Source organism: Kribbella sp. NPDC020701 (genome assembly GCF_055562215.1).
This window is the reverse complement of record NZ_JBVHFT010000011.1, coordinates 149,074-168,370: the sequence shown is the minus strand read 5'-3', so window position 1 is coordinate 168,370 and position 19,297 is coordinate 149,074. Positions and strand designations below refer to the sequence as shown.

21 protein-coding genes are annotated in these 19,297 nt (G+C 69.0%); 12 read left to right on the top strand and 9 right to left on the bottom strand.

Annotated features, from left to right (window positions below; all coding sequences use genetic code 11):
* The first annotated feature begins 44 nt into the window (after window positions 1-44).
* A complete protein-coding gene (locus ACZ3HV_RS26260) occupies window positions 45-389 on the top strand; it encodes an MmcQ/YjbR family DNA-binding protein (RefSeq protein ID WP_465687629.1) in 345 nt (114 codons plus the stop codon).
* A 204-nt stretch (window positions 390-593) separates the two neighbouring features.
* Here ACZ3HV_RS26260 and ACZ3HV_RS26255 read toward each other — a convergent pair whose 3' ends face one another.
* Both ACZ3HV_RS26255 and ACZ3HV_RS26250 read right to left on the bottom strand, forming a co-directional pair.
* Window positions 594-1,334, bottom strand: coding sequence for a response regulator (locus ACZ3HV_RS26255; RefSeq protein WP_465687855.1), 741 nt, complete (start codon window positions 1,332-1,334; stop codon window positions 594-596).
* On the bottom strand, window positions 1,331-2,692 hold the full coding sequence (locus ACZ3HV_RS26250; RefSeq protein ID WP_465687627.1) for a sensor histidine kinase: 1,362 nt from the start codon (window positions 2,690-2,692) through the stop codon (window positions 1,331-1,333). The genes ACZ3HV_RS26255 and ACZ3HV_RS26250 overlap by 4 nt, the downstream gene beginning before the upstream one ends.
* Window positions 2,693-2,925: 233 nt before the next feature.
* Here ACZ3HV_RS26250 and ACZ3HV_RS26245 point away from each other — a divergent pair, with 233 nt between their 5' ends.
* The 3 genes from ACZ3HV_RS26245 to ACZ3HV_RS26235 all read left to right on the top strand — a co-directional run bounded on the left by ACZ3HV_RS26245 (window position 2,926) and on the right by ACZ3HV_RS26235 (window position 4,424).
* On the top strand, window positions 2,926-3,582 hold the full coding sequence (locus ACZ3HV_RS26245) for a M15 family metallopeptidase (RefSeq protein WP_465687625.1): 657 nt from the start codon (window positions 2,926-2,928) through the stop codon (window positions 3,580-3,582).
* Window positions 3,583-3,600: 18 nt separating this feature from the next.
* Entirely contained in the window at window positions 3,601-3,972 is a 372-nt protein-coding gene (locus tag ACZ3HV_RS26240; protein ID WP_465687623.1) for a hypothetical protein, read from the top strand.
* Window positions 3,973-4,037: 65 nt separating this feature from the next.
* Entirely contained in the window at window positions 4,038-4,424 is a 387-nt protein-coding gene (locus ACZ3HV_RS26235; RefSeq protein WP_465687621.1) for a pilus assembly protein CpaE, read from the top strand.
* On the opposite strand, the gene ACZ3HV_RS26230 is transcribed toward ACZ3HV_RS26235, so the two are convergent.
* A complete protein-coding gene (locus tag ACZ3HV_RS26230) occupies window positions 4,421-5,134 on the bottom strand; it encodes a YqeB family protein (RefSeq protein WP_465687619.1) in 714 nt (237 codons plus the stop codon). The two genes, ACZ3HV_RS26235 and ACZ3HV_RS26230, sit on opposite strands and share 4 nt — an antisense overlap.
* 195 nt (window positions 5,135-5,329) lie before the next feature.
* Here ACZ3HV_RS26230 and ACZ3HV_RS26225 point away from each other — a divergent pair, with 195 nt between their 5' ends.
* From ACZ3HV_RS26225 to ACZ3HV_RS26200, 6 genes are all read left to right on the top strand, one after another.
* Entirely contained in the window at window positions 5,330-6,334 is a 1,005-nt protein-coding gene (locus ACZ3HV_RS26225; RefSeq protein ID WP_465687617.1) for an ornithine cyclodeaminase family protein, read from the top strand.
* Window positions 6,334-7,818, top strand: a complete 1,485-nt coding sequence (locus ACZ3HV_RS26220) for an aromatic amino acid lyase (protein ID WP_465687615.1) — start codon at window positions 6,334-6,336, stop codon at window positions 7,816-7,818. Before ACZ3HV_RS26225 ends, ACZ3HV_RS26220 begins: the two co-directional genes overlap by 1 nt.
* Before the next feature lie 198 nt (window positions 7,819-8,016).
* Window positions 8,017-8,682 carry a hypothetical protein gene (locus ACZ3HV_RS26215; protein WP_465687613.1) on the top strand — a complete coding sequence of 222 codons (666 nt, stop codon included), beginning with the start codon at window positions 8,017-8,019 and terminating at the stop codon, window positions 8,680-8,682.
* Window positions 8,683-8,764: 82 nt separating this feature from the next.
* The gene (locus tag ACZ3HV_RS26210; protein WP_465687611.1) at window positions 8,765-9,079 is read left to right on the top strand and encodes an ArsR/SmtB family transcription factor; all 315 of its coding nucleotides are present in this window, start codon (window positions 8,765-8,767) and stop codon (window positions 9,077-9,079) included.
* Complete coding sequence (locus tag ACZ3HV_RS26205) at window positions 9,076-9,564, top strand: SRPBCC family protein (protein ID WP_465687609.1); 489 nt, start codon at window positions 9,076-9,078, stop codon at window positions 9,562-9,564. The genes ACZ3HV_RS26210 and ACZ3HV_RS26205 overlap by 4 nt, the downstream gene beginning before the upstream one ends.
* Complete coding sequence (locus ACZ3HV_RS26200; protein ID WP_465687607.1) at window positions 9,561-10,316, top strand: SDR family NAD(P)-dependent oxidoreductase; 756 nt, start codon at window positions 9,561-9,563, stop codon at window positions 10,314-10,316. Before ACZ3HV_RS26205 ends, ACZ3HV_RS26200 begins: the two co-directional genes overlap by 4 nt.
* A gap of 66 nt (window positions 10,317-10,382) precedes the next feature.
* On the opposite strand, the gene ACZ3HV_RS26195 is transcribed toward ACZ3HV_RS26200, so the two are convergent.
* The 3 genes from ACZ3HV_RS26195 to ACZ3HV_RS26185 are packed head-to-tail and all read right to left on the bottom strand — an operon-like array spanning window position 10,383 to window position 13,724.
* Window positions 10,383-11,540 carry an NAD(P)/FAD-dependent oxidoreductase gene (locus tag ACZ3HV_RS26195; RefSeq protein WP_465687605.1) on the bottom strand — a complete coding sequence of 386 codons (1,158 nt, stop codon included), beginning with the start codon at window positions 11,538-11,540 and terminating at the stop codon, window positions 10,383-10,385.
* A gap of 25 nt (window positions 11,541-11,565) precedes the next feature.
* A complete protein-coding gene (locus ACZ3HV_RS26190) occupies window positions 11,566-13,110 on the bottom strand; it encodes an aldehyde dehydrogenase family protein (protein WP_465687603.1) in 1,545 nt (514 codons plus the stop codon).
* 32 nt (window positions 13,111-13,142) lie between these two features.
* Window positions 13,143-13,724 (bottom strand): hypothetical protein, encoded by a 582-nt coding sequence (locus ACZ3HV_RS26185; RefSeq protein WP_465687601.1) that lies wholly within the window; start codon window positions 13,722-13,724, stop codon window positions 13,143-13,145.
* Between the two features lie 88 nt (window positions 13,725-13,812).
* Here ACZ3HV_RS26185 and ACZ3HV_RS26180 point away from each other — a divergent pair, with 88 nt between their 5' ends.
* Window positions 13,813-14,292: a DnaJ family domain-containing protein gene (locus ACZ3HV_RS26180; protein WP_465687600.1), complete on the top strand. Its 480-nt coding sequence runs from the start codon at window positions 13,813-13,815 to the stop codon at window positions 14,290-14,292.
* Here the strand turns inward: ACZ3HV_RS26180 and ACZ3HV_RS26175 are convergent.
* Entirely contained in the window at window positions 14,285-16,387 is a 2,103-nt protein-coding gene (locus ACZ3HV_RS26175; RefSeq protein WP_465687599.1) for a thiamine pyrophosphate-dependent enzyme, read from the bottom strand. The two genes, ACZ3HV_RS26180 and ACZ3HV_RS26175, sit on opposite strands and share 8 nt — an antisense overlap.
* 308 nt (window positions 16,388-16,695) lie before the next feature.
* Here ACZ3HV_RS26175 and ACZ3HV_RS26170 point away from each other — a divergent pair, with 308 nt between their 5' ends.
* Window positions 16,696-17,316: a hypothetical protein gene (locus ACZ3HV_RS26170; protein ID WP_465687598.1), complete on the top strand. Its 621-nt coding sequence runs from the start codon at window positions 16,696-16,698 to the stop codon at window positions 17,314-17,316.
* Between the two features lie 85 nt (window positions 17,317-17,401).
* Here ACZ3HV_RS26170 and ACZ3HV_RS26165 read toward each other — a convergent pair whose 3' ends face one another.
* Both ACZ3HV_RS26165 and ACZ3HV_RS26160 read right to left on the bottom strand, forming a co-directional pair.
* Window positions 17,402-18,268, bottom strand: a complete 867-nt coding sequence (locus ACZ3HV_RS26165; RefSeq protein WP_465687597.1) for a hypothetical protein — start codon at window positions 18,266-18,268, stop codon at window positions 17,402-17,404.
* A gap of 98 nt (window positions 18,269-18,366) precedes the next feature.
* A complete protein-coding gene (locus ACZ3HV_RS26160; protein WP_465687596.1) occupies window positions 18,367-19,170 on the bottom strand; it encodes a sigma-70 family RNA polymerase sigma factor in 804 nt (267 codons plus the stop codon).
* Window positions 19,171-19,297: the final 127 nt, after the last annotated feature.

Here is a 19,297-nt window from a genome sequence, read left to right as displayed (position 1 = left end):
ATCACTGACAACAGGTGTCAGTGATAGCTGTCTATCGTTGGATCGTGGTCGATCTCACGGACATCAGGGAAGTAACGGCGGACCTCCCGCGCAGCTACGAGGTGCTGGTGCGGGACCAGATCAAGTTCCGGGTCGGGCAGATCGTCTACCTGGCGGTGGCGCCGGACGAGCAGACGATCGGGATCGGGTTCCCGATCGAGGAGCGGGAGGCGGCGCTGGCGGCCGAGCCGGACAAGTTCTTCCGGCCCCGGCCGTCCGACGAGCGGTTCCGGTGGATCCAGGTGCGCCTGGACGCGCTCGAGTACGACGAACTCCGCGAGCTGATCCTGGACGCTTGGTCGATGTGCGTCCCGAAGAAGGTCCGGGCCGCGTACTTCGCCGAGTCGTAAGTCTGGGCCCAGGGCAACCATCTCATCCCCTGGTAGTAGGCCGGAACCATTCCGATGGCCGATGGGTGGCGCGGTTTCGCGAAGCACTCTTGAAGATGTGACCGGAGACTTCCTACCGCGGCGCCGCCAGGCGTCGATCCTCAGCCAAGCCCTGACCGTTCTGATCGTGCTCGCCGTCGTGGGCCTGGCCGCCTATCTGTTCTCCTAAGAGTCCCAGCGGACTTCGGCCTCGCCCGGTCGCACCACGCCGGCCTCGTACGCGACGACGACCGCCTGCACGCGGCTGGACAGGCCCAGCTTCGAGAGCACGCTGCTGACGTGAGTTTTCACCGTCGTCTCGCTGACGAACAGCTTGCCGGCCAGGTCCCGGTTCGACAGGCCGCGAGCCATCCAGACCAGGATCTCCCGCTCCCGCTCGCTCAGGTTGGCCAGCAGTCCGACCCAGCGAGCGTCCGGCTGGGCCGGCGCCGGCGCGGCCGGATCGCCGCCGACCTGGCGCTCCAGTTCCATGCACCGCTCGAGCAGCACCCGGGTCGACGCCGGGTCGACCAGCGAGTCGCCTCGGTGCACCGCGCGTACCGCTGACACCAGCAGGTCCGGATCGGTGTCCTTGAGCAGGAACCCGGACGCGCCGGCCCGGACGGCGCTGAGTACGTACGCCTCGTCGTCGAACGTCGTCAGCACGAGTACGGCGGGACGCGAACGGCCGGCCGCCTGGTTGGCGGCCGTGATCCGCTCGGTCGCGACCAGCCCGTCCATCACCGGCATCCGGATGTCCATCAGGACCACGTCCGGGTCGTACTGCTCGATCAGCCGGAGCGCCTCCTCGCCGTTCTCCGCCTGGGCGATCGTGGTCAGGTCGGGCTCGTGGTCGAGGATCATCGCGAGACCCATCCGGATCACGCCCTGGTCGTCGGCCACGAGCACCTTGATGTCGTCGGTCACTTCTGCGGCGGCAGCCATGCCTGCACCCTCCATCCACCCAGGGGGCCGGCCGCGACGGCCAGTGTGCCGCCGACCGCCGTCGCCCGTTCCCGCATCCCGATCAGTCCGTTCCCGCGGCCGCTCTCGCTCCGCCGGGCGCTCTCCAGCACGTTCACCGGCGGCGGCCCGCCGCTGCCGTTGTCGTCGATCGTCAGGAGCTCGCCCTGCGGTCCACTCTGCCAGGTGACCCGAGCCGCGGTCGCCTTCGCGTGCACCATCACGTTGGTGAGCGCCTCCTGGATGATCCGGACCGCGGTCAGATCGGAGGCCGAGCTCAGCTGCCGCTGCCGCGGCGGCAGGTCCATCGTCACGTCGATGCCGACCGCCTTCAGCCGGTCGCCCATCCGCGCCACGTCGGACAGATCCGGCACCGGCGCGGTCCCGCCGCCCGAGCCCGGTGACGCTCCGACGGCGTCGGGCGAGGCCGTGTTCAGGACCCGGACCGTCTCCCGCATCGCGGTCAGCGCTTCCTTGCCGCTGGCAATGATCCAGCGGATCGCCTCCCGCAGCACCTCGGGTCGCTGGTCGGCCACCCGATCGGCGGCCTGGGCCCGGATCACCACCGCACTGACGTGGTGGGAGATCACATCGTGCAGGTCGCGGGCGATCCGGGTCCGCTCCGCGACCGCGGCGCGCTCCGCCTCGACCGCGCGGAGCCGGACCAGTTCGGCGTTCCGCTGCTCCAGGAGTGCGACGCTCTTCCGCCGGCGCCGGGCGTCTGCTCCGAGCAGCACCATGCCGCAGATCAGCGCCTCGGCGAACACGAACAGCGAGACGTCGATATAGCTGTAGAGGCTCGGTAGGTCCCTGGGGAGCTTCTGATACCGGTCGCCGTACAGGATCGCGCGGTTCGCGTGGCCGAGGACGATCGCGACCACGGTCGGCAGGCCGATCATCAGTCCGGCCAGGCTGCCCATGGTGAAGAACAGGCAGGTGAACCGCCGTACGCCGCTCGATGCCGCCAGGTACCCGACGACGAGCAGCGGGACCAGGTGGATCTCCGACTGCAGGGCCGCGTCGCTGATCTGGGGCTGGCCGAAGACGGTGACCCCGAGCTGGGCGGCCAGGCCGGTGCCGACCGCGGCGTACAGGAACGGGTAGAGCACCGAGACGACCACGAGCATCGTCCGCGGGATCCGCCGTCCGAACGCGACCGTGGCGACCAGGAAGATGCCGGTCACCACCGAGACGGCCGGATTCTGCGGTCGCAGGCCGCTGCCGTTGATCAGGTTCAGCGCCACGAACCAGACCAGCCCGATGACCGCAGCGCGCAGCACATCCTGCTGCGACTGCGACATTCGGCGCCAGACACTGATCACGTTGCCCAGCGTAGTCAGCCGGTGTTCGCCGAAGCTTCATCTGCCCGGAGGGGCGGTCTCTCCAACTTTTGGAGGAGGCTCGGCGTCCGAACTGATACTCAGGGGCTACTGATGGTGCACGAGGACGGTCCCTGGGACCGATGTGCCGACCGTCCCGATCCGAAAGGCTGTACCCCATGAGGAACGACCTGCCGCCGCGCCGGACTGGCGCGGTTTGGACACGGTTGCTGTCCGTGACTGGCGTGGTCCTCGTGGGGGCGGTGATCGGCTCACTGCTGCTGTGGCATGCGCAGCTTGGGGAGATGTTCGGTCTGGCCGCGGACAAGGAACCGGTCGTGTCGAGCGTCAGCGCACCCGCTGTCGGTGCGCCGCCGGCCGAGACGACCCTGGCGACCCCCACGCCGTCCCGCCGACCGACCCACTCGCCGTCCAACCCATCCACGACGCCGACCACGACGAAGCCTCCGAAGAAGAAGACGGTGAAGACGACCCTGTCGCGGGAGGAGAGCATCGATGGACTGTCGCCGAAGCTGAAGGCCAGGCTGACCAAGGCGATCGCGGCCGCGAAGGCCGACGGCGTCACGATCCGGATCACCTCCGGCCGCCGGAGCGCGGCCAAGCAGCAGCGGCTGCTGAACGAGGCGATCAAGAAGTACGGGTCCTACAAGGTGGCGACCCGCTGGGTGCTGCCGCCGAAGTACTCCGCGCACGTGCTGGGCAAGGCCGTGGACATCGGTCCGACGGCGGCCATGACCTGGCTCAACCAGAACGGCTGGCGGTACGGCGTGTGCCGCCGCTACGACAACGAACCGTGGCACTTCGAGGCGCTCACCGCACCCGGTACGAAGTGCCCGCCGCGTGAACCACACGCGGTCGCCAAGGCCGATTGAATCCAGGGGGAACTCACGATGACCATGACCTACGCGCAGCCCATGCCCCGGCGCTACACCCGTGCCCGGCTCGCCGTCCCGGCGCTCTGGCGGCAGGTGATCCGTGCCAGTGAGAAGGGAGACGAGACGATCGTGCCCGAGCCGGACCGGTCCGCGTACACGCAGCTGGAGATCTACGACGGCTTCCTGGCCGCCTTCGAGCACCGCACCGAGGTGGCCGACGTGCTGCGGACCTCCGTCGACCGGACCATCGCCGTACGCCGGTTGCGCGAGGAGTTCTCGCTCAACCACCTGCAGGCGACCGCTCTGCTCGATCTGCCGCTGACCACGGAGTGCCGCGACCGGATCGCGCACCGTGCGGAGGAGCTGCGGTCTGCGCTGAATCGCTGACCCGCAGCCGTCTCACGGCACGCGCAGAACCTGCGAGGTTTGCGTCGCGTGGGGAGGATGGAAGGGTGATCACGATCGAGCAGGCTGGGCGACTGCGCAAGGCCGGGGTGCTGTGGGCGCCCGCGGCAGGGGATCGTTTCGTCGTACCGGACCGGGAGATGGACGACGACGTGTTCGTGGTGAGCGACATGACCGTCGAGGTGCACGACTACCAGGGCAGCAAGGTGATCGGCTTCAACGGCACCACCGAGTGGGCCCTGGACAGCATCGAGCAACGCGAGGTCATCTGGCTCCCCCGCGAGGAGCAGCTCCGCGCCCTCCTCGGCGAGCACTTCCACAAACTCGAAGCAGTCCCCGGCGGCTACCAGGTAGATCTCACCGACTCCACCCACACCGCCGAAGACGCCGAACAGGCCTATGCCCAGGCGGTCATTCACCTCCTGGGCGCTTAGCCCGTGGTCGGCCGCCAGTACTGCTTCTTTTCCTTGTCTTTCACGGTGTAGCCGAGGTTGGCGAGCTCGTCGCGGAGTTCGCGGAGATCGGCCTTGCCCTTGTCGCCGTCGTCGAAGGCTTTCGAGCGGGACCTGAGGATGGCGTTGGCGGTGGGAGACAGGTCAGGGTCGTCCTGGACCCAGCGACGGAAGCGGGCTGCGTGGGGGTCGCCGGCGTCGGACCACGGGTAGCCGTGGGTGCGGAACGCAGCCGGGATCTCCTTCGTGTCCGACGTCAGCTGGTCGTGCTTCTCCCGCGCCAGCTCCCGTGACGTCGCGTCCTGCAGCACGATCTCCTTGCCGTCCAGGAACGCGACCGACACCTTCTCCCGCGGCACCGTCACCGTCTTCTGGTTCTTCAGGAACTCCACCGACTGATCGGTGACCGTCACCTTGAGCGTGTCGTCGAGCGCCATCCCCGCGAGCAGTACCCCGGCCAGCAGCCCGAGCACGATGCAGATCGCGACCACCCACCAGCCGTCCCAGCCGGAGATCAGCCTCAGCGGTCCCTGGAACGGCACCCAGTCCTTCGAGGCTGCCCAGTCCGCGATCCGCGGCAGGAAGAACCCGAGCACCAGCCCGATCAACGGCAACCCACCGAACAGCAGGACCTTGTCCGTCGTCGAGTGCCCGATCACGGTGCGTCGCGGTGCCTGTGTCGTCGACCCCATGACCTGAACGTAGCGTGGCGGCGCGCAACTTAAGTATCGAACAACAACGACAGAAGAACCCCTCTCTTCGCTCGGGGAAGAGTAGTGCCGAAGGACAGGACGTAGAGGTCTACGCAGACGCCTCCGCCACGCTCAGCCGGTCCAGCCGTCGGGCCGCTCGGACCACCACCTCCTGTCCGTAGGTACGGTCTCAGGGTGATCTGGTTGCGATTTCTGAGCGGACCCGACATCGACGAGCTGGGGCTGACCCGGCTGGAGATCGTGGATGCGGTCGAGGAGGCGGTCCGGGAGCACGGCGAGGGGCGGACCAGCTTCGAGCCGCGGGTGCACCTGATGCCGGACAACGGCGGCATCGGTCACTTCAACGTCTTGCGTGGCCACCTCGACGGCCTGGGTGAGCACGGCATCAGCGGGGTCAAGGTGGTCGGCGACTTCGTCCCGAACTACCAGAAGGGCCTGCCGAGCGAGCTGGCGATGGCGACCCTGTTCGACCCGACCACCGGCGTACCGCTCGCGGTGCTGGACGCGACCATGATCACCGCGGCCCGGACCGGCGCGATGACGACGGTCGGAGCCCGCCACCTGGCCCGGCGGGACAGCACGATCCTCGCCCACGCGGGAGCCCGCGGGACGGCGTGGTGGAACGTCACCATGCTCGACGATCGCTTCGACCTCGACGAGATCCGGGTGACGTCACGACGGCCAGAGTCCCGGGAGAAGTTCGCCGCCGAACTGTCGGCCGAGTTGTCCACGCCGGTGCGGGTGGTGACGACGGCGGAGGAGGCGTTCGACGGTGCCGACGTACTGGTCGAGGCCACCCGGTTGACGTCGCCCGAGCCGTTGTTGCGGACGGCCGTGGTGAAGCCGGGTGCGTTCGTCGTACCGTACGGGACGATCAGCGCGGTCGAGCTCGACCTGCTCGACGTGATGGACAAGGTGGTCGTGGACGACTGGCGGGAAGCCCAGTCCGGGCGATTCGGCTCGCTACGGCGGCACGTGGACACCGGCCGCCTGTCGCCGGAGACCTTGTACGCCGAACTCGGTGAGATCGTCGCGGGACGCAAACCCGGGCGCGAGAATGATGCCGAGCGCAACCTTTTCTGGCATCGCGGACTGTCGTTGCTGGACGTCGCGATCGCGCACCTGATCCTCCGCAAAGCCGAGGCCGCCGACATCGGCACGATGCTCCGCTTCCACTGATGATCAACGAACCGTCGGACCTCGACCCGGCCTCCACCGAGCCCATCACGATCGCTCAACCCCTCCTCGATCATCTGGCCGCGATCCGCGCCGCCGCGCTCCACACCCTCGACTCCGGCCGGCCCGTCTACGGTGTGAACACCGGGATGGGGAACCTGAGCAAAGTCCGCCTCACCGAGGACGAGCAACGCGTCCATCAACGCAATCTCCTGCTGGGGCGAGCGGTAGGCGGACCGCCCTGGCTCCCGCCCGACGAAGCGCGAGCCGTCCTGATCGGCCGCCTGAGGACCTTCCTCACCGGTGACGCAGCAGTCTCGGTCGAACTCATCCTGCAGCTGGTCAGCTACATCAACAGCGGGGTGCGGCCGGCCGTCCCGGCCGAGGGTGCAGGCTCAGCGGGGGAGATCATCCCGCTGGCGCACGCGCTCGGGCCGCTCGTCGGAATCGGCTCGGTGCTCGGCCCGGGCACCGACGGCATCCGGCCCGCAGCAGAGCTCCTGCCCGCAGCCGGGCTCCTGCCCGCAGCCGGGCTCCTGCCCGCCGCGGGGGTCCGGCCGGCAGCGGGGGGCCTGCCCCGCTTCGAGCTCGGGCCCAAGGAGGGCATCGCCTTGCTCGCCGGGATTCCCGGCGCCAGTGGGCGGGCCGCCCTGCACGCCAAGCGGACGCACAGCCTCGCGGATCACCTCAGCTCGGTCGCCTCCGGGGCGATCGCGGTGATCGGCGCCAACCGATCGCCGTACAACCCGGCAGCCGCGCGCAGCGATGACTTCCTGGCGGCCGAGTTCGGCCGGATCCGCGCACTGGCAGGCCCCGAGGACGAGCCGCGGAGCCTCCAAGCGCCCGTGTCCTTCCGGGTCGCGGGACACGTGCATGCGCATCTTCGGCGGACTCTGAACGCCCTGGATGACGCCGTCGAGCGGGCGTTCGCCGGCGTCACCGACTCACCGGCGTACCTGGACGGTGAGTTCATCGGTACGGCCGGCTTTCACGGGATCGACCTGGCCGCGCACTGCGATCACCTGACCGCGGCCCTCGCCCATGCCGCTGAGGTCTCGACCGCCCGGCTGCATCGCCTGCTCGACCCGGCCGTCACCGGCCTGCCCGCTCAGCTGGCCCACGAACCCGGCCCGCAGGCCGGGCTCGTCGCCGTCCACAAGCGCGCCGTCGCCACCACGCACCAGCTCCGCCGCCTGACGTTGCCCACGGCAATCAGTACGGCGGAGACCTCGAACGGCCAGGAGGATGTCCAGACCTTCTCCTGGGAGGCCGTCGGCGTCCTCGCCGAAGCGATCCGGCTAACCCGCGAGACGACCGCCTGCGAACTCCTGGCCGTCCGCCAGGCCTTCGCCCTGTCGAAACGCCCGATCCCCACCGGCCTGAGCGACCTGATGCGGGCGGTCGACGCCGTCGTACCTCCAATCGACGCTGACCGCCCGTTCGGTGAAGACCTGACCCGATTGCTGGAGCTGGTTCTCCAGCACTAGCCAGGGCCACGGGTTGATCGAAAAAGCCAGCGCGACACGCGGAGGTGGGCAAGCCGCAAGTAGCTTGCGCGGGGTCTGTGTCGTTGGCCTGGATACGGGCGCGTGAAATCTGGGCCAAAGCTGCTCCGGCGGGGGCTGCCACCGGTCCAGACCATCGACTAGCCTGACCAAGGTTCGAGGCGGAGTTGGAGGAGATTCTTGAAGCGGTTCGTGGTCCCGCCGACCTGGCCGTCGCCGCCCCGCCGTAGTTGGGTCCCGCCGAAGACCTGGCGTCCGGATCCGTCCTGGCCGCCGCCACCCGAGGACTGGAAGTTCTGGGTCGACGGCAGGGGCAAACCGGTCCGCGGCCCGGTCGGCCTGTACGCCGGCCCCTCCCGCCGGGTCATGTACGCCGGTGCCGCCGCTCTCGTGCTCTTCCTCGGCGTCAACGTCTGGGCGCTGACCGCGATCGGCCTGTTCGGTGGCGACCCCGGTGATTCGAAGGCCGTCCAGGTCGTCGACGACCGTTCGTCGACCCCCTCGGCGACGCCGAGCCCGACTCCCGTCGTGCCGCAACTGACCACCCCGCCGCCGGTGCCGACGACGGCGACGCCGACTCAGAAGCCCACGACGCGGCCGACCCAGCAGCCGACGAAGACCCGGACGACCGTTCGTCAGACCGAAGAGCGACCCGACCCGACGCCGACCAAGACGACCACCACGGCGAAGACCCCGAAGCCACGGCGCCCGAGCACCAGCCCGCCGCCGACCCGCGAAGAGATCCTCCGCCAGTACTGCATCCAGCGCGGCTGGGACCCCGAGTGGTGCGACCCGGACAACTGGCCCGAAGACCCCGCCGACGATCCTCGCAACGAGCAGCCCTGAGTTCCACGAGCGGTTGACAGCAGCAGAGCCCTCGCGCATCCTTAACCGTATGGTTTCAAAACCAAGCGGTTATGAAGATACCTTGAACGGCATCTTCGCCGCGCTGGCCGATCCGACCCGGCGCGCGATCCTCGGTGAGCTGCGGCGCGGTGACGCGACCGTGGCACAGCTGGCGGCGCCGTTCAGCATGTCGCAGCCGGCTGTCTCCAAGCACCTGAAGGTGCTGGAGCAGGCGGGCCTGATCAGCCGGTCCCGGCAGGCGACCGCACGATTCAGCCACCTGGAGGCAGCGCCGCTGCGGGAGGCTGTCGGCTGGTTGATGGACTATCGGTCCTACTGGGCCGAGAGCTTCGACCGTCTCGACGACGTGCTCGACGAGCTGCGGGCCGAGTCATGACCGAGATGCGGGTGATCGCGGAGCCCGGCGTACCGCAGGTCGTCATCATCCGGGAGTTCAACGCTCCGCGGAAGCTGCTGTTCCGCGCGTACACCGAGCCGGAACTGGTGGCGCGCTGGCTCGGACCGGCCGGTCTCGAGTTGGTCGTGAACCAGCTGGACCCACAGCACGGCGGGCGCTGGCGCTGGACGCACTACGACGCCGACGGCAAGGGGTACGCCTTCCACGGGCTTTATCACGGGACGCCGTCGCCGGACCGGATCGTGCAGACGTACGAGTTCGACCAGCAGCCCGGGACCGTCTACCTGAACCTGATCACCTTCGACGAGGCCGACGGCGTCACCACCCTCACACAGAACACGGTGTTCTTCGCCGTCGAGGATCGCGATCTGTACGTCGACGGCGGCATGGAGCGCGGCATCCGCGCGTCGATGCAGCAATTGGACGACCTCGTCACCCAACTGGCCAAGGAGGGCCACCAATGATGCTCACCGGAAAGAACGCGATCGTGTACGGCGCGGCCGGACCGATCGGCTCCGCAGTCGCCAAGGCCTTCGCGGCAGACGGCGCGACGGTGTACCTCGCCGGGCGTACGGCGAAGACGCTCGATGAGGTCGCGGACGAGATCCGCGCCGCCGGCGGGACCGCCGAGACGGCCGTCGTCGACGCCCTCGACGAGCGCTCGGTCGACGACCACGCCGACGCCGTAGCGGCCGCGGCCGGCAGTATCGACATCTCCTTCAACCTGATCGGCCACGAGCAGTCCTTCGGTACGCCGCTCGTCGAGATGTCGGTCGCGGACGTCGCGGCACCGGTGCGGGCGATGCTCCGCACCTTCTACCTGACCTCGCGGGCGGCCGCCCGGCACATGATCAACCAGGGCTCCGGCGTGATCCTGACGTTCGGCGGGTACGGCCAGCCGACTGCGAACCTCGGCGGTTTCCAGGCCGGCTTCGGTGCTGTCGAGGCGCTGCGGCGCAGTCTGGCTCTCGAGCTCGGAACGCACGGCATCCGCGTACTCACGTTGCAGACCGGCGGGATCCCCGAAGCCATTCCGAAGGACTTCCCCGAGAAGGCGGCCCGAGCGATCGCCGAGGACACCGCGCGCCGCACGATGCTGAAACGCGCCGCGACCTTGTCCGACGTCGGCGCCGTCGCCGTCTTCGCCGCCTCCGACCGCGCCGCCTCCATGACCGGCACCGCCCTCAACCTGAGCGCCGGCGCAGTCGTCGACTAGGGCGTGTCTGACGGTCCCGCGCCTACTGCGCGGCACTCGGTACGGCGCGGAACCGTCAGACACGCCCTAAACCACGTTCCACTCGGCGCGCGGACCGTGGCGCTGGAACCGGCGCGCGTCGAGTGGGGTGATGTCGACGAAGGGCTCGCGGTCCAGGTAGAGGTCGCGGATGATCTCGCCGACGGCCGGGCCCTGGAGGAAGCCATGGCCGGAAAACCCTGTGGCATAAAGGAATCGGGACACTCCGGCTGATTCCCCGATCAGTGCGTTGTGGTCCGGCGTCACCTCGTACAACCCCGCCCAGCCGCCGGTCAGGCCGACGTCGAGCAAGGACGGTGCACGGCGTTGCATCGCGGTCGTCAGTCCCGGGAGCCAGGTATCGGTCCGGTTCAGGTGGAAGCCGGGCTGCTCGTCCGGGTCCGACATTCCGACCAGCAGTCCGGGACCTTCGCGGTGGAAGTAGAACGTGCTGCTGAAGTCGATCGTCATCGGGAGGCTCGGCGGTAGACCATCGATCGCCTCGGTCACCACGATCTGCCGGCGGAGTGGTGTCACCGGCAGTTCGACCCCGATCATCGCGGCGAGCTCCGCCGACCACGCGCCCGCCGCGCAGATCACGGTGCCGGTCCGGACGTCGCCCAGGCTGGTCCGGACCGTGGTGATGTTGTTGCCGGCAGCATCGATATCGAGCACCTCGCAGCCGGTGACCAAGGTAGCGCCGAGCCGGCGGGCCGCGGTCGCGTAGCCGAGTACGACGGACTCCGGCGTGCAGTGCCCGTCCGCAGGGGAGAAGCAGGCGCCGACGAGTCCGTCCGGAGCGACGATCGGTGCGAGGCCGATGGCTTCGTCGACGTCGATCATCCGGGTCGGCTGGCCGGCCGCGTTCTGCAGGCGGGTGCTCTCACGGAACAGTTCGAGCTGGTCGGCCGTCTCCAGGAGGAACAGGTAGCCCACGCGATGCAGGTCGATCTCCTGCCCGGGCCGTTCGTCGAACCGCGCGAACGCCTCCAGGCTGCGAGCGCCCAGCGCGATGTTCAGCTCGTCGGAGAAGTTGGCTCGCACGCCGCCGGCCGCCTTGGAGGTGGACCCGGAGCCGAGTTGGTTCTTCTCCAACAGCAGGATCCGTTGCACCCCGGCTTCGGCGAGGTGGAAGGCGACACTGGTGCCCATCACACCGCCACCGACAATCACAACGTCGGCGGAGTGGGGAAGGTGAGTCGTCATCGGCGCGCGGTGGCGGTCCGGCCGGTCAGGGCAGTTGGTAGCCGAGGTCGGCCTCGACCGTCTCCGTATCCATCTGTGCCTTCTGCAGCTTGCCCGAGTAGTCCCAGTTCATCGACTGCCAGCGGGTGAACTGGTCGAGCACCCAGACCCCGCTCTGCCGGGACCCGTTGCCCGACTTGCCGTTGCCGCCGAACGGCAGGTGTGCCTCGGCCCCGGAGGTCGAGTTGTTCACACTCACCATCCCGGCCGAGATCCCCTGCGCGAACCGGAACGCCTTGTTCGGGTCGGTGGTGTAGATCGAGCTGGACAGGCCGTAGCCCGACTTGTTGCCCAGCGCAATCGCTTCGTCCAGCGTCGTGTACGTCGTGACGCTCACCACCGGACCGAACGTCTCGTTCAGGAACAGCTCGTCGTCCGGCCGCACCCCGGCCACGATCAGCGGGTGGTAGAACAACCCCGCCGCCGGATCCCCGACGAACCCGGTCCGCGGGTTGTCCGCGGTGACCCGCCCGGTCCTCCCGATCACCCGGTGATGAGCCGCGATCCAGCCGAGCGACTTCTCGAACCCGGCCGCGAACTTCTCGTCCAGCAACGGACCGAACAACACGTCCTGCGCCGGATCGCCCATCGCCGCGTCCGCGACCGCCCGTCCGAACCGGTCGAGGAACTCGTCGTACACCGACGTGTGGACGATCGCCGTACCGAGTGAGGTGCACCGCTGTCCCGCCGTACCGAAGCCGGAGAAGAGGGCGCCTTCGACGGCCAGGTCGAGGTCGGCGTCCTCGGTGATCACCATCGGGTTCTTGCCGCCGAGCTCCAGGCACGGGGTCTGCAGGTGCCGGCCGCAGAGCTCGCCGATCCGGGTGCCGACCGCACTCGACCCGGTGAAGCCGACCTTGTTGATCAGCCCGGCCTGCAGGGCCTGCTCGAGTCCGGTGAACGTGTCCGGGCCATCGGCGTACACGACGTTGAAGACCCCGGCGGGTACGCCGGAATGCGCGAAGATCTCGTAGAACGCGTCGGAGACGACCGCCGAGTACTCGGCCGGTTTCCAGACGACCGTGTTGCCGCACAGGAGCGCGGGCACGATGTACCAGGACGGTACGGCGACCGGGAAGTTGCCGGCCGTGATCACGGCGACCGTGCCGACCGGGCGGCGGAACGTGAACAGCTGCTTGTCTGGCATCTCGGACGGGACCGTCTGCCCGTACAGCCGGCGGCCCTCGCCGACGAAGAAGTCGCAGGTGTCGATGATCTCCTGCACCTCACCGCGCGCCTCCGCGATCGGCTTGCCGATCTCGCGGGTGACGAGCGCTGCCAGCCGTTCCTTGTTGGCGGTCATCAGCCGGCCGACGTTCGCGATCACCTGCCCACGCTGCGGCGCCGGTGTCGCGGCCCGCGCACCCTGCGCTGCTCGGGCCGCCTCGGCCGCGCGGACGAACACCTCGGGTCCCGCGCTGCCGACCGTCCCCACGACATCGCTCAGCTGAGCCGGGTTGGTCGACGGGGTACGGCGTACCGCGTCCGCCACTCGCTCGCCACCGACAACGGACAGCACCTCAACGGCCATGCGGCATCCCTTCCTCGTCGTGGGGCTCCACCTTAAGCACGCGGCGGCACCTTGCGATCGGGATAGAGATCCGGGATCGGGATCGGCATCCGCCACAGGCGAGACTGCGGGTGGATCATGCCGTGCCGGATGGCGACGTACCGGAGCAGGCGGAGCGGGCCGGCGATCAGGATGAAGGCCAGCGGGAGCTCGACCAGGAGCGCGCTGAGCAGGGCCTGGGTGAGGTCGCCGCCGCGTTGACTGGTCATCACGTCGAACCAGGCGTCACAGATCAGCAGCACACCGGAGGCGAACGCGGTCGGGAAGACGAGCTGTTTGCGCTTCCAGCCCGCCATCGCGGTCAGCGCCAGCATGGTGAGCAGCAGGATGTCGAAGCCGACCCACGTCGCGACCCAGTTCCTGGCGACGTAGTGGCTGGGCAGCGTGTTCGCCAGGTACACGGTCCACGGGATCAGGGCAGCCACGCAGACCACGATCAGCGCGGTCCGCCACTTGCGGATCCGCTCGATCGTTCGCCTGGACGGTAGCCCGGCCGGGCGGGGCGCCAGCCGCAGGATCAGGTCCTGCCGCTCGGCCGCCGTCATCGCCGCGATCTCTTCGTCGGTCAGAGGCACCCCTCCAGTATGTCTTGTGAATGCAATCACAAGCCGGTAGGCTGGGATCAGCAGAGCAACTGTCGATGAAGACAGATGAGGTGTCGCCATGACCAAGCGCAGACCGCCCGGCATGAGCACCCAGGAATGGGTCGAGGCGCAGATCAAGCGGGCCCAGAACGCGGGCGAGTTCGACGATCTGCCCGGTGCCGGCAAGCCACTCAAGCTGGCCAATCAGCATGACCCCGACTGGTGGGTCAAGGATTTCATCCGCCGCGAGGACGTCGAGACCGAGGCGCTGCTGCCACCCGCCATGCAGTTGCGCAAGGAGAAGCAGCAGGTCCACGAGAAGGTTCGGGGGATGCGGCGGGAGTCCGAGGTCCGCGAGTACCTGGCCGATCTGAACCAGCGGATCCGGATCAGCATCCGCGACACCACTGGCCCGGTCGTGCCGACCGGCCCGGTGGACGAGAACGTGGTCATCGCCCAGTGGCGGATGGATCGGCCCGCGCCGGAACCTCGTCAGCGGCCCGCGGAGGAAGAGCGGCCGCCGGCGAAGAAGTCCCTCTGGCAGCGTTTGTTCAGCTGAGCAGTTCGCGGGCTGCGGCCTCGACGGTCTGTTCGCTGAGCAGAACGTGATGTGCGGCCGCACCGAGCGGCACGTAGGAGTCGTGGCTCGTCACCCGGGCCAGCCGACCGGTGTAGCCGTGGTCGATCAGGGTGGCCAGGATGCCTTCGGAGACACCGCCGGTACGCCGGGTCTCGTCGACGACCAGCACCCGGCCGGTACTGGTTGCCTCGCGCAACAGATCGTCGATCGGCAGCGGAGCCAGCCAGCGCAGGTCGAGGACCCGGATGCCGGGAACCCGTGCGGCCACCCGCAGGCTCATCGGCAGGCCGTTGCCGAACGTCACGATGGTGAGGTCCGTCCCGTCGCCGTACGTCCGGCCGCGCCCGATCGGCACCGGTTGGTCCGGGTACGACGCCAGCCACTGGTCGTCGCCGTCGTCGTACAGATCCCGCCGGTGGTAGAGCGCGATCGGCTCGAGGAACACGCTGACCGTGCCGGCGGAGCGCGCGGCCGCCGCGCACGCGTGCAGCATCGCGGCCGCGTCGTCGGGACGCGATGGTGACGCGATCACGAGACCCGGGATGTCCCGGAGGACGCCGATCGCGTCGTCGTTGTGGAAGTGGCCACCGAAACCCTTCTGGTAGCCGTACCCGGCGATCCGCAGGACCATCGGGTTCGCGTACTGCTCCTGGGAGAAGAACTTCAGCGACGCCGCTTCACCGCGGAGTTGATCCTCGGCGTTGTGCAGGTACGCCAGGTACTGGATCTCCGGGATCGGCAGGAGTCCAGAGACTCCCGCGCCCAGGCCCAGTCCCAGAATCGACTGCTCGTCGAGCAACGTGTCGAACACGCGGGCGGGTCCGAAGGCCTTCTGCAGCCCGCGGGTCACGCCGTAGACGCCGCCTTTGCGGCCGACGTCCTCGCCGAAGACCATCGCCTCCGGGTAGGCCGCGAGTACGTCACTCAGAGCTCGATTGATCGACTGGCACAGGGTCAGACGTTCGGCGCTCGGCGTGCGCTCAGGCAGCGCTTCGGCAACGGTCGTGGGATCGGGGTAGCGGAGCGGCGCGGCGACGGCTTCGGCCGAGGACAGCTGCGGCAGGCCCGCGACCTCGGCCGCGATCCGCATCGCCTCGGAACGCTTGTCCTCGTACAGCTCGATGATGTCGTCCGCACTGAATCCGGCGCCGAGCAGCAATCGCGCCGTACCGAGCAGTGGGTCGAGCTCCTCGTCCGCGGCCAGCTCGGCCGGACTCCGGTACGCCGCCTCGACGTCGGAGCCGGCGTGGCCGAGCAGGCGGACGGTGCGCAGGCGCAGGAAGGCCGGGCGATGGTTGCGACGGACGAAAGTGGCCGCCTCGGTCGCGATCGACAGGGCCGAGGCGAGATCGGTGCCGTCGGCATCGAAGTACCGCAGGCCGGGCCGCTGCCCGTACGCCTGCCGGATCCAGCCGTCCGGAGTGCGCACGCTGATCCCGATGCCGTTGTCCTCGCAGACCAGAAGCAGCGGCATCGGCAGCCCCTGGTACGACGCGTGCAGGGCGGCGTTGATCGCGCCGGTCGCGGTCGAGTGGTTCGCCGACGCGTCGCCGAAGCTGGTCACCACGATGGCGTCCGCCGGCCACGGCGAGGGTACGCCGAGCTTCGCCGAGCGGGAGATCGAGAACGCGACGCCCATCGCCCGCGGCAGGTGCGACGCGATCGTCGACGTCTGCGGGATGATCGCCAGGTCGTGCCGGCCGAACACCTTGTGCCGGCCGCCGGCGATCGGCTCGCTGGTCGCGGCGGCGACGCCGAGCAGGATGTCGCGCAGCCCCTCCTTCGAGCCGCACTGGTCGGCGCGGGTGAGGTAGAAGGCACCGGAGCGATAGTGCAGCAGCGCGGGGTCGGTCGGTTCGAGGGCCGCGGCGACCGCGGCGTTCCCCTCGTGGCCGGCGGATCCGATCGTGTAGAAGCCCTTGCCCTCCGACTGCATCCAGCGAGCCGCGAGATCCGCGTGCCGGCTCCCGAGCTGAGCGTCGTACAGCCTCCGCAGCAGCTCCGTGGGCTGATCCCACGGTGTCGGCTTGAGGGCGCGCACCCGCCCGGCGAACTGCTCGTCGACGCTGCTCACCACAGGGGCTCCAAGGTCCTCATCTCATCCATGATCGGTGAAGAACGCCGTAAGCACAGCTTCGCCCACGGATTGAACGGCCGCGTTGCGCCCGGATCGAATGCCGGATGCTGTCCGACGAGATCGCCTACCCGCTCGATCACCCGGTGGAGTCGGCGCCGACCCCCGCGTGAGGTGGGTTGGGGCCGATGACCTTGGGGAACGGTGACGAGGGGTAGTTCGTTCTTCGGGGGTAGGGGGTGCTGTGAGGTGTTCGTGGCGACGGTGAGTGAGTTGCGGTGATGCGTTCTTCCCCGATGGTCCGGCGGATGGCGATCGCGGCTGGCCTCGGGGTGGGAACCACCGGGGTGCTGGCGGGCGTACTGCTCCTGGGTCCGCTCGCCGCGTCGATCCTGCTGGCCGTGGTGTTCGCGCTGGTCTGGCCGCTCGCCGCGGTGATCCGGTATGTGACTGACGAAGCGCCGTACGAATCGGCATGGACGGTCGCGGCAACGGCGGCGGCCGCTGTGCTGTGCCTGCCGGGGCTGGTGCGGTTGCTCGCGTGGGGTGCGCTCGGGCTGGCCGTGGCGCTGGTCTTCGCGGCGTTGTTCGTGCTGATCGACCTGGTCATGCCCGAGCGGCGGCCGCGGCGGTCGCGGCACCATCGGAAGCTCGCGCGGCTGAGCGACGCGCAGTTCGTCGAGGACGAGCAGCTGATCGCCTCACTGCAGTGCCCACTCAGCATCGAGGAGCTCTGCGGCGTCTGGTCCGAGACCGCCACTCAGCTCGCGCAGGGCGCGGGACCCCGTGATCGCCAAGCGGTCGCCGAAGTACGCCGAATCTGCCTGGACGAATTCGAACGCCGCAACCCCGACGGCTTCCACCGCTGGCTCGACGCCGGAGCCCCCGCCAACCCAAGCACCTACCTCCTGCCGACGCCGGACGAGTGAGCCCGGCCGTCCGCGAAGCTCAGGCCGCCTTCGTGGCCTTCTTCGCGGTGGGCTTCTGGTGTCGACCAGCTTCTGCACCCGCTGGTCAGAGCCGGTTGTAGCGTTTCCGCGCCTCGCGACTTTCCTTCTGGGCGTCGCGAGCGGCCCTGCGAGCGTCGTCGAGCTCCGCGCCGAGACGTCGTACCAGCTCTTGGGCGGCGGTCAGGGCGTCGCGGGCGTCGTCGAGCTGGTTGTCGAGGTCCTCGACCGTCGCCTCGGCCTCCTGCGCGGCCGTGACCGCGTCCTCGAAGGCCTGCTTGGCCTTCGCCTTCTCGGCGGCCTCCCGCTCCTCCTCTTCGCGCTCCGCCGCCTCGCGCTTCTTGCGTGCAGCCGCCGACTCCTCGTCGGCCTCCGTCTGCTGGGCCTTGCGCCGGTCCCGGGCGGCCTGGCGGCGTTCGTCGGTGAGCGGGGTGACGTTGGACGGTTCGCCGTTCTCGTCGACGACGCCGAAGCCGACGTGCCGCAGCGCGCTGCTCAACCGGCCCTCGCGTACGGCGTCACCCGCGGCCGGGTCGACCAGCGCGGCGTCGAGGGTCTCCCGCAGCTTCTGACCGACGTCGGCGCTGACCTTCTGGCCCTCCTCGCCGGCCAGCTTGGTGGCCTCCTTGGACAGCTTGTCCAGCAGTTGGTGGCGTCTCGGTGTCAGCTCGCGCAGCCGGTCACCGTCGAGATCGGCGGTCGCCTGGCGGAACTCGTCGCCGAGCGCGAGCAGGTCGTCCAGGTCGTCGGGCCGCGCGCGGGCCACCAGGTTCGTCACCCAGGCGGCGACGGTCGGCTTGCGCATCGCCTTCAGCCGCGTCGATCCGACCTGGTCGCCGTCCGCCTTCAGCTGTTTGGCCAGCTCGTTGCGAGTAGCAATGAAGTCGGCAGTCGGCGCCGCATACAGCGCATCCGCCGCCTCTTCGAAGTCCACGAAGGCGACGCTACCGTACCGATGAACGGGTAGTACTGGCCTTCAGCCCGTCCGACGACCCTCTCCTCCCGCTCGGGGCAGCCGAGCCGGGCCGACCACTACCCGTTCTTCGGTACGCCGTCCAGGGCGGCGAGGTCGGTGCGGAGGCGGTCGAGGATGCCGCGGAGCAGGCGGGAGACCTGCATCTGGCTGACCCCCAGCTCCTGGCCGATCTCTTCCTGGGTGAAGCCGTTGCGGAACCGGAGCTCGAGGATCCGCTTGTCCCGGTCGCCGAGGCTCGCGACCGCCGGCGTCAGGGTGTGCACGTTCTCGACCAGGTCATAGCCGTCCTCGTCGTCGGCGACCGTGTCGAGCAGGCTGGTCCCACCCTCGACCGAGCCGGGCGCGTCCAGGGACAGCGTGGTGAAACAGCCGCGCACCGAGCTGGCCTCGGCGACCTCAGCCGCATCGGTACCCAGCGCCGCCGCAGTCTCCGCGTCGGTGGGAACGTGGCCGAGGCGCTGGATCAGCTCAGGCTCGGCGGCAGCGATACTGCCCTGGACCTCCTGGACCCGGCGCGGTGGCCGCACGGTCCACGCACAGTCGCGAAAGTACCGTTTCAGCTCGCCTCGGATCGTCGGTACGGCGTACGACAGGAAGGCCGTGGACGCGTCGACCCGGTAGCCGTTGGCGGCTTTGACCAGGCCGAGATAGGCGACCTGTTCGAGGTCGTCCGAATCCACACCTTTGCTGCGGTAGCGGGATGCGATCGATCGGGCGACCGGGGCGTTCAGGATGACGACCTCGTCCAGGAGTTCCTGGTGGCGTGGATCCGGGGTTCCATCGGCCTCGAGCAGAAGTTCATGGGTTGAATCAGCAATGCGCTGTTTGGAGTCGTTGGCGCTGACAGCTGCGATCGTCACGGGAGGAACCTCGTCGTGTCGTCGTGCAGGTCGGTGGCATCACGGCTGAACCACTTGTCTCCACCAGATCAAACTCAGCCGCCGCTTTCAAGTACCCAGCTGTTACAGGTGTTTGAAACGTGTGCGT

Coding starts and splice junctions, on each gene's coding strand:
- ACZ3HV_RS26240 (WP_465687623.1), top strand. CDS start 3,601: ATGACCATGACCTACGCGCAGCCCATGCCCCGGCGCTACACCCGTGCC.
- ACZ3HV_RS26230 (WP_465687619.1), bottom strand. CDS start 5,134: ATGGGGTCGACGACACAGGCACCGCGACGCACCGTGATCGGGCACTCG.
- ACZ3HV_RS26220 (WP_465687615.1), top strand. CDS start 6,334: ATGATCAACGAACCGTCGGACCTCGACCCGGCCTCCACCGAGCCCATC.
- ACZ3HV_RS26205 (WP_465687609.1), top strand. CDS start 9,076: ATGACCGAGATGCGGGTGATCGCGGAGCCCGGCGTACCGCAGGTCGTC.
- ACZ3HV_RS26200 (WP_465687607.1), top strand. CDS start 9,561: ATGATGCTCACCGGAAAGAACGCGATCGTGTACGGCGCGGCCGGACCG.
- ACZ3HV_RS26195 (WP_465687605.1), bottom strand. CDS start 11,540: ATGACGACTCACCTTCCCCACTCCGCCGACGTTGTGATTGTCGGTGGC.
- ACZ3HV_RS26190 (WP_465687603.1), bottom strand. CDS start 13,110: ATGGCCGTTGAGGTGCTGTCCGTTGTCGGTGGCGAGCGAGTGGCGGAC.
- ACZ3HV_RS26180 (WP_465687600.1), top strand. CDS start 13,813: ATGACCAAGCGCAGACCGCCCGGCATGAGCACCCAGGAATGGGTCGAG.
- ACZ3HV_RS26170 (WP_465687598.1), top strand. CDS start 16,696: ATGGCGATCGCGGCTGGCCTCGGGGTGGGAACCACCGGGGTGCTGGCG.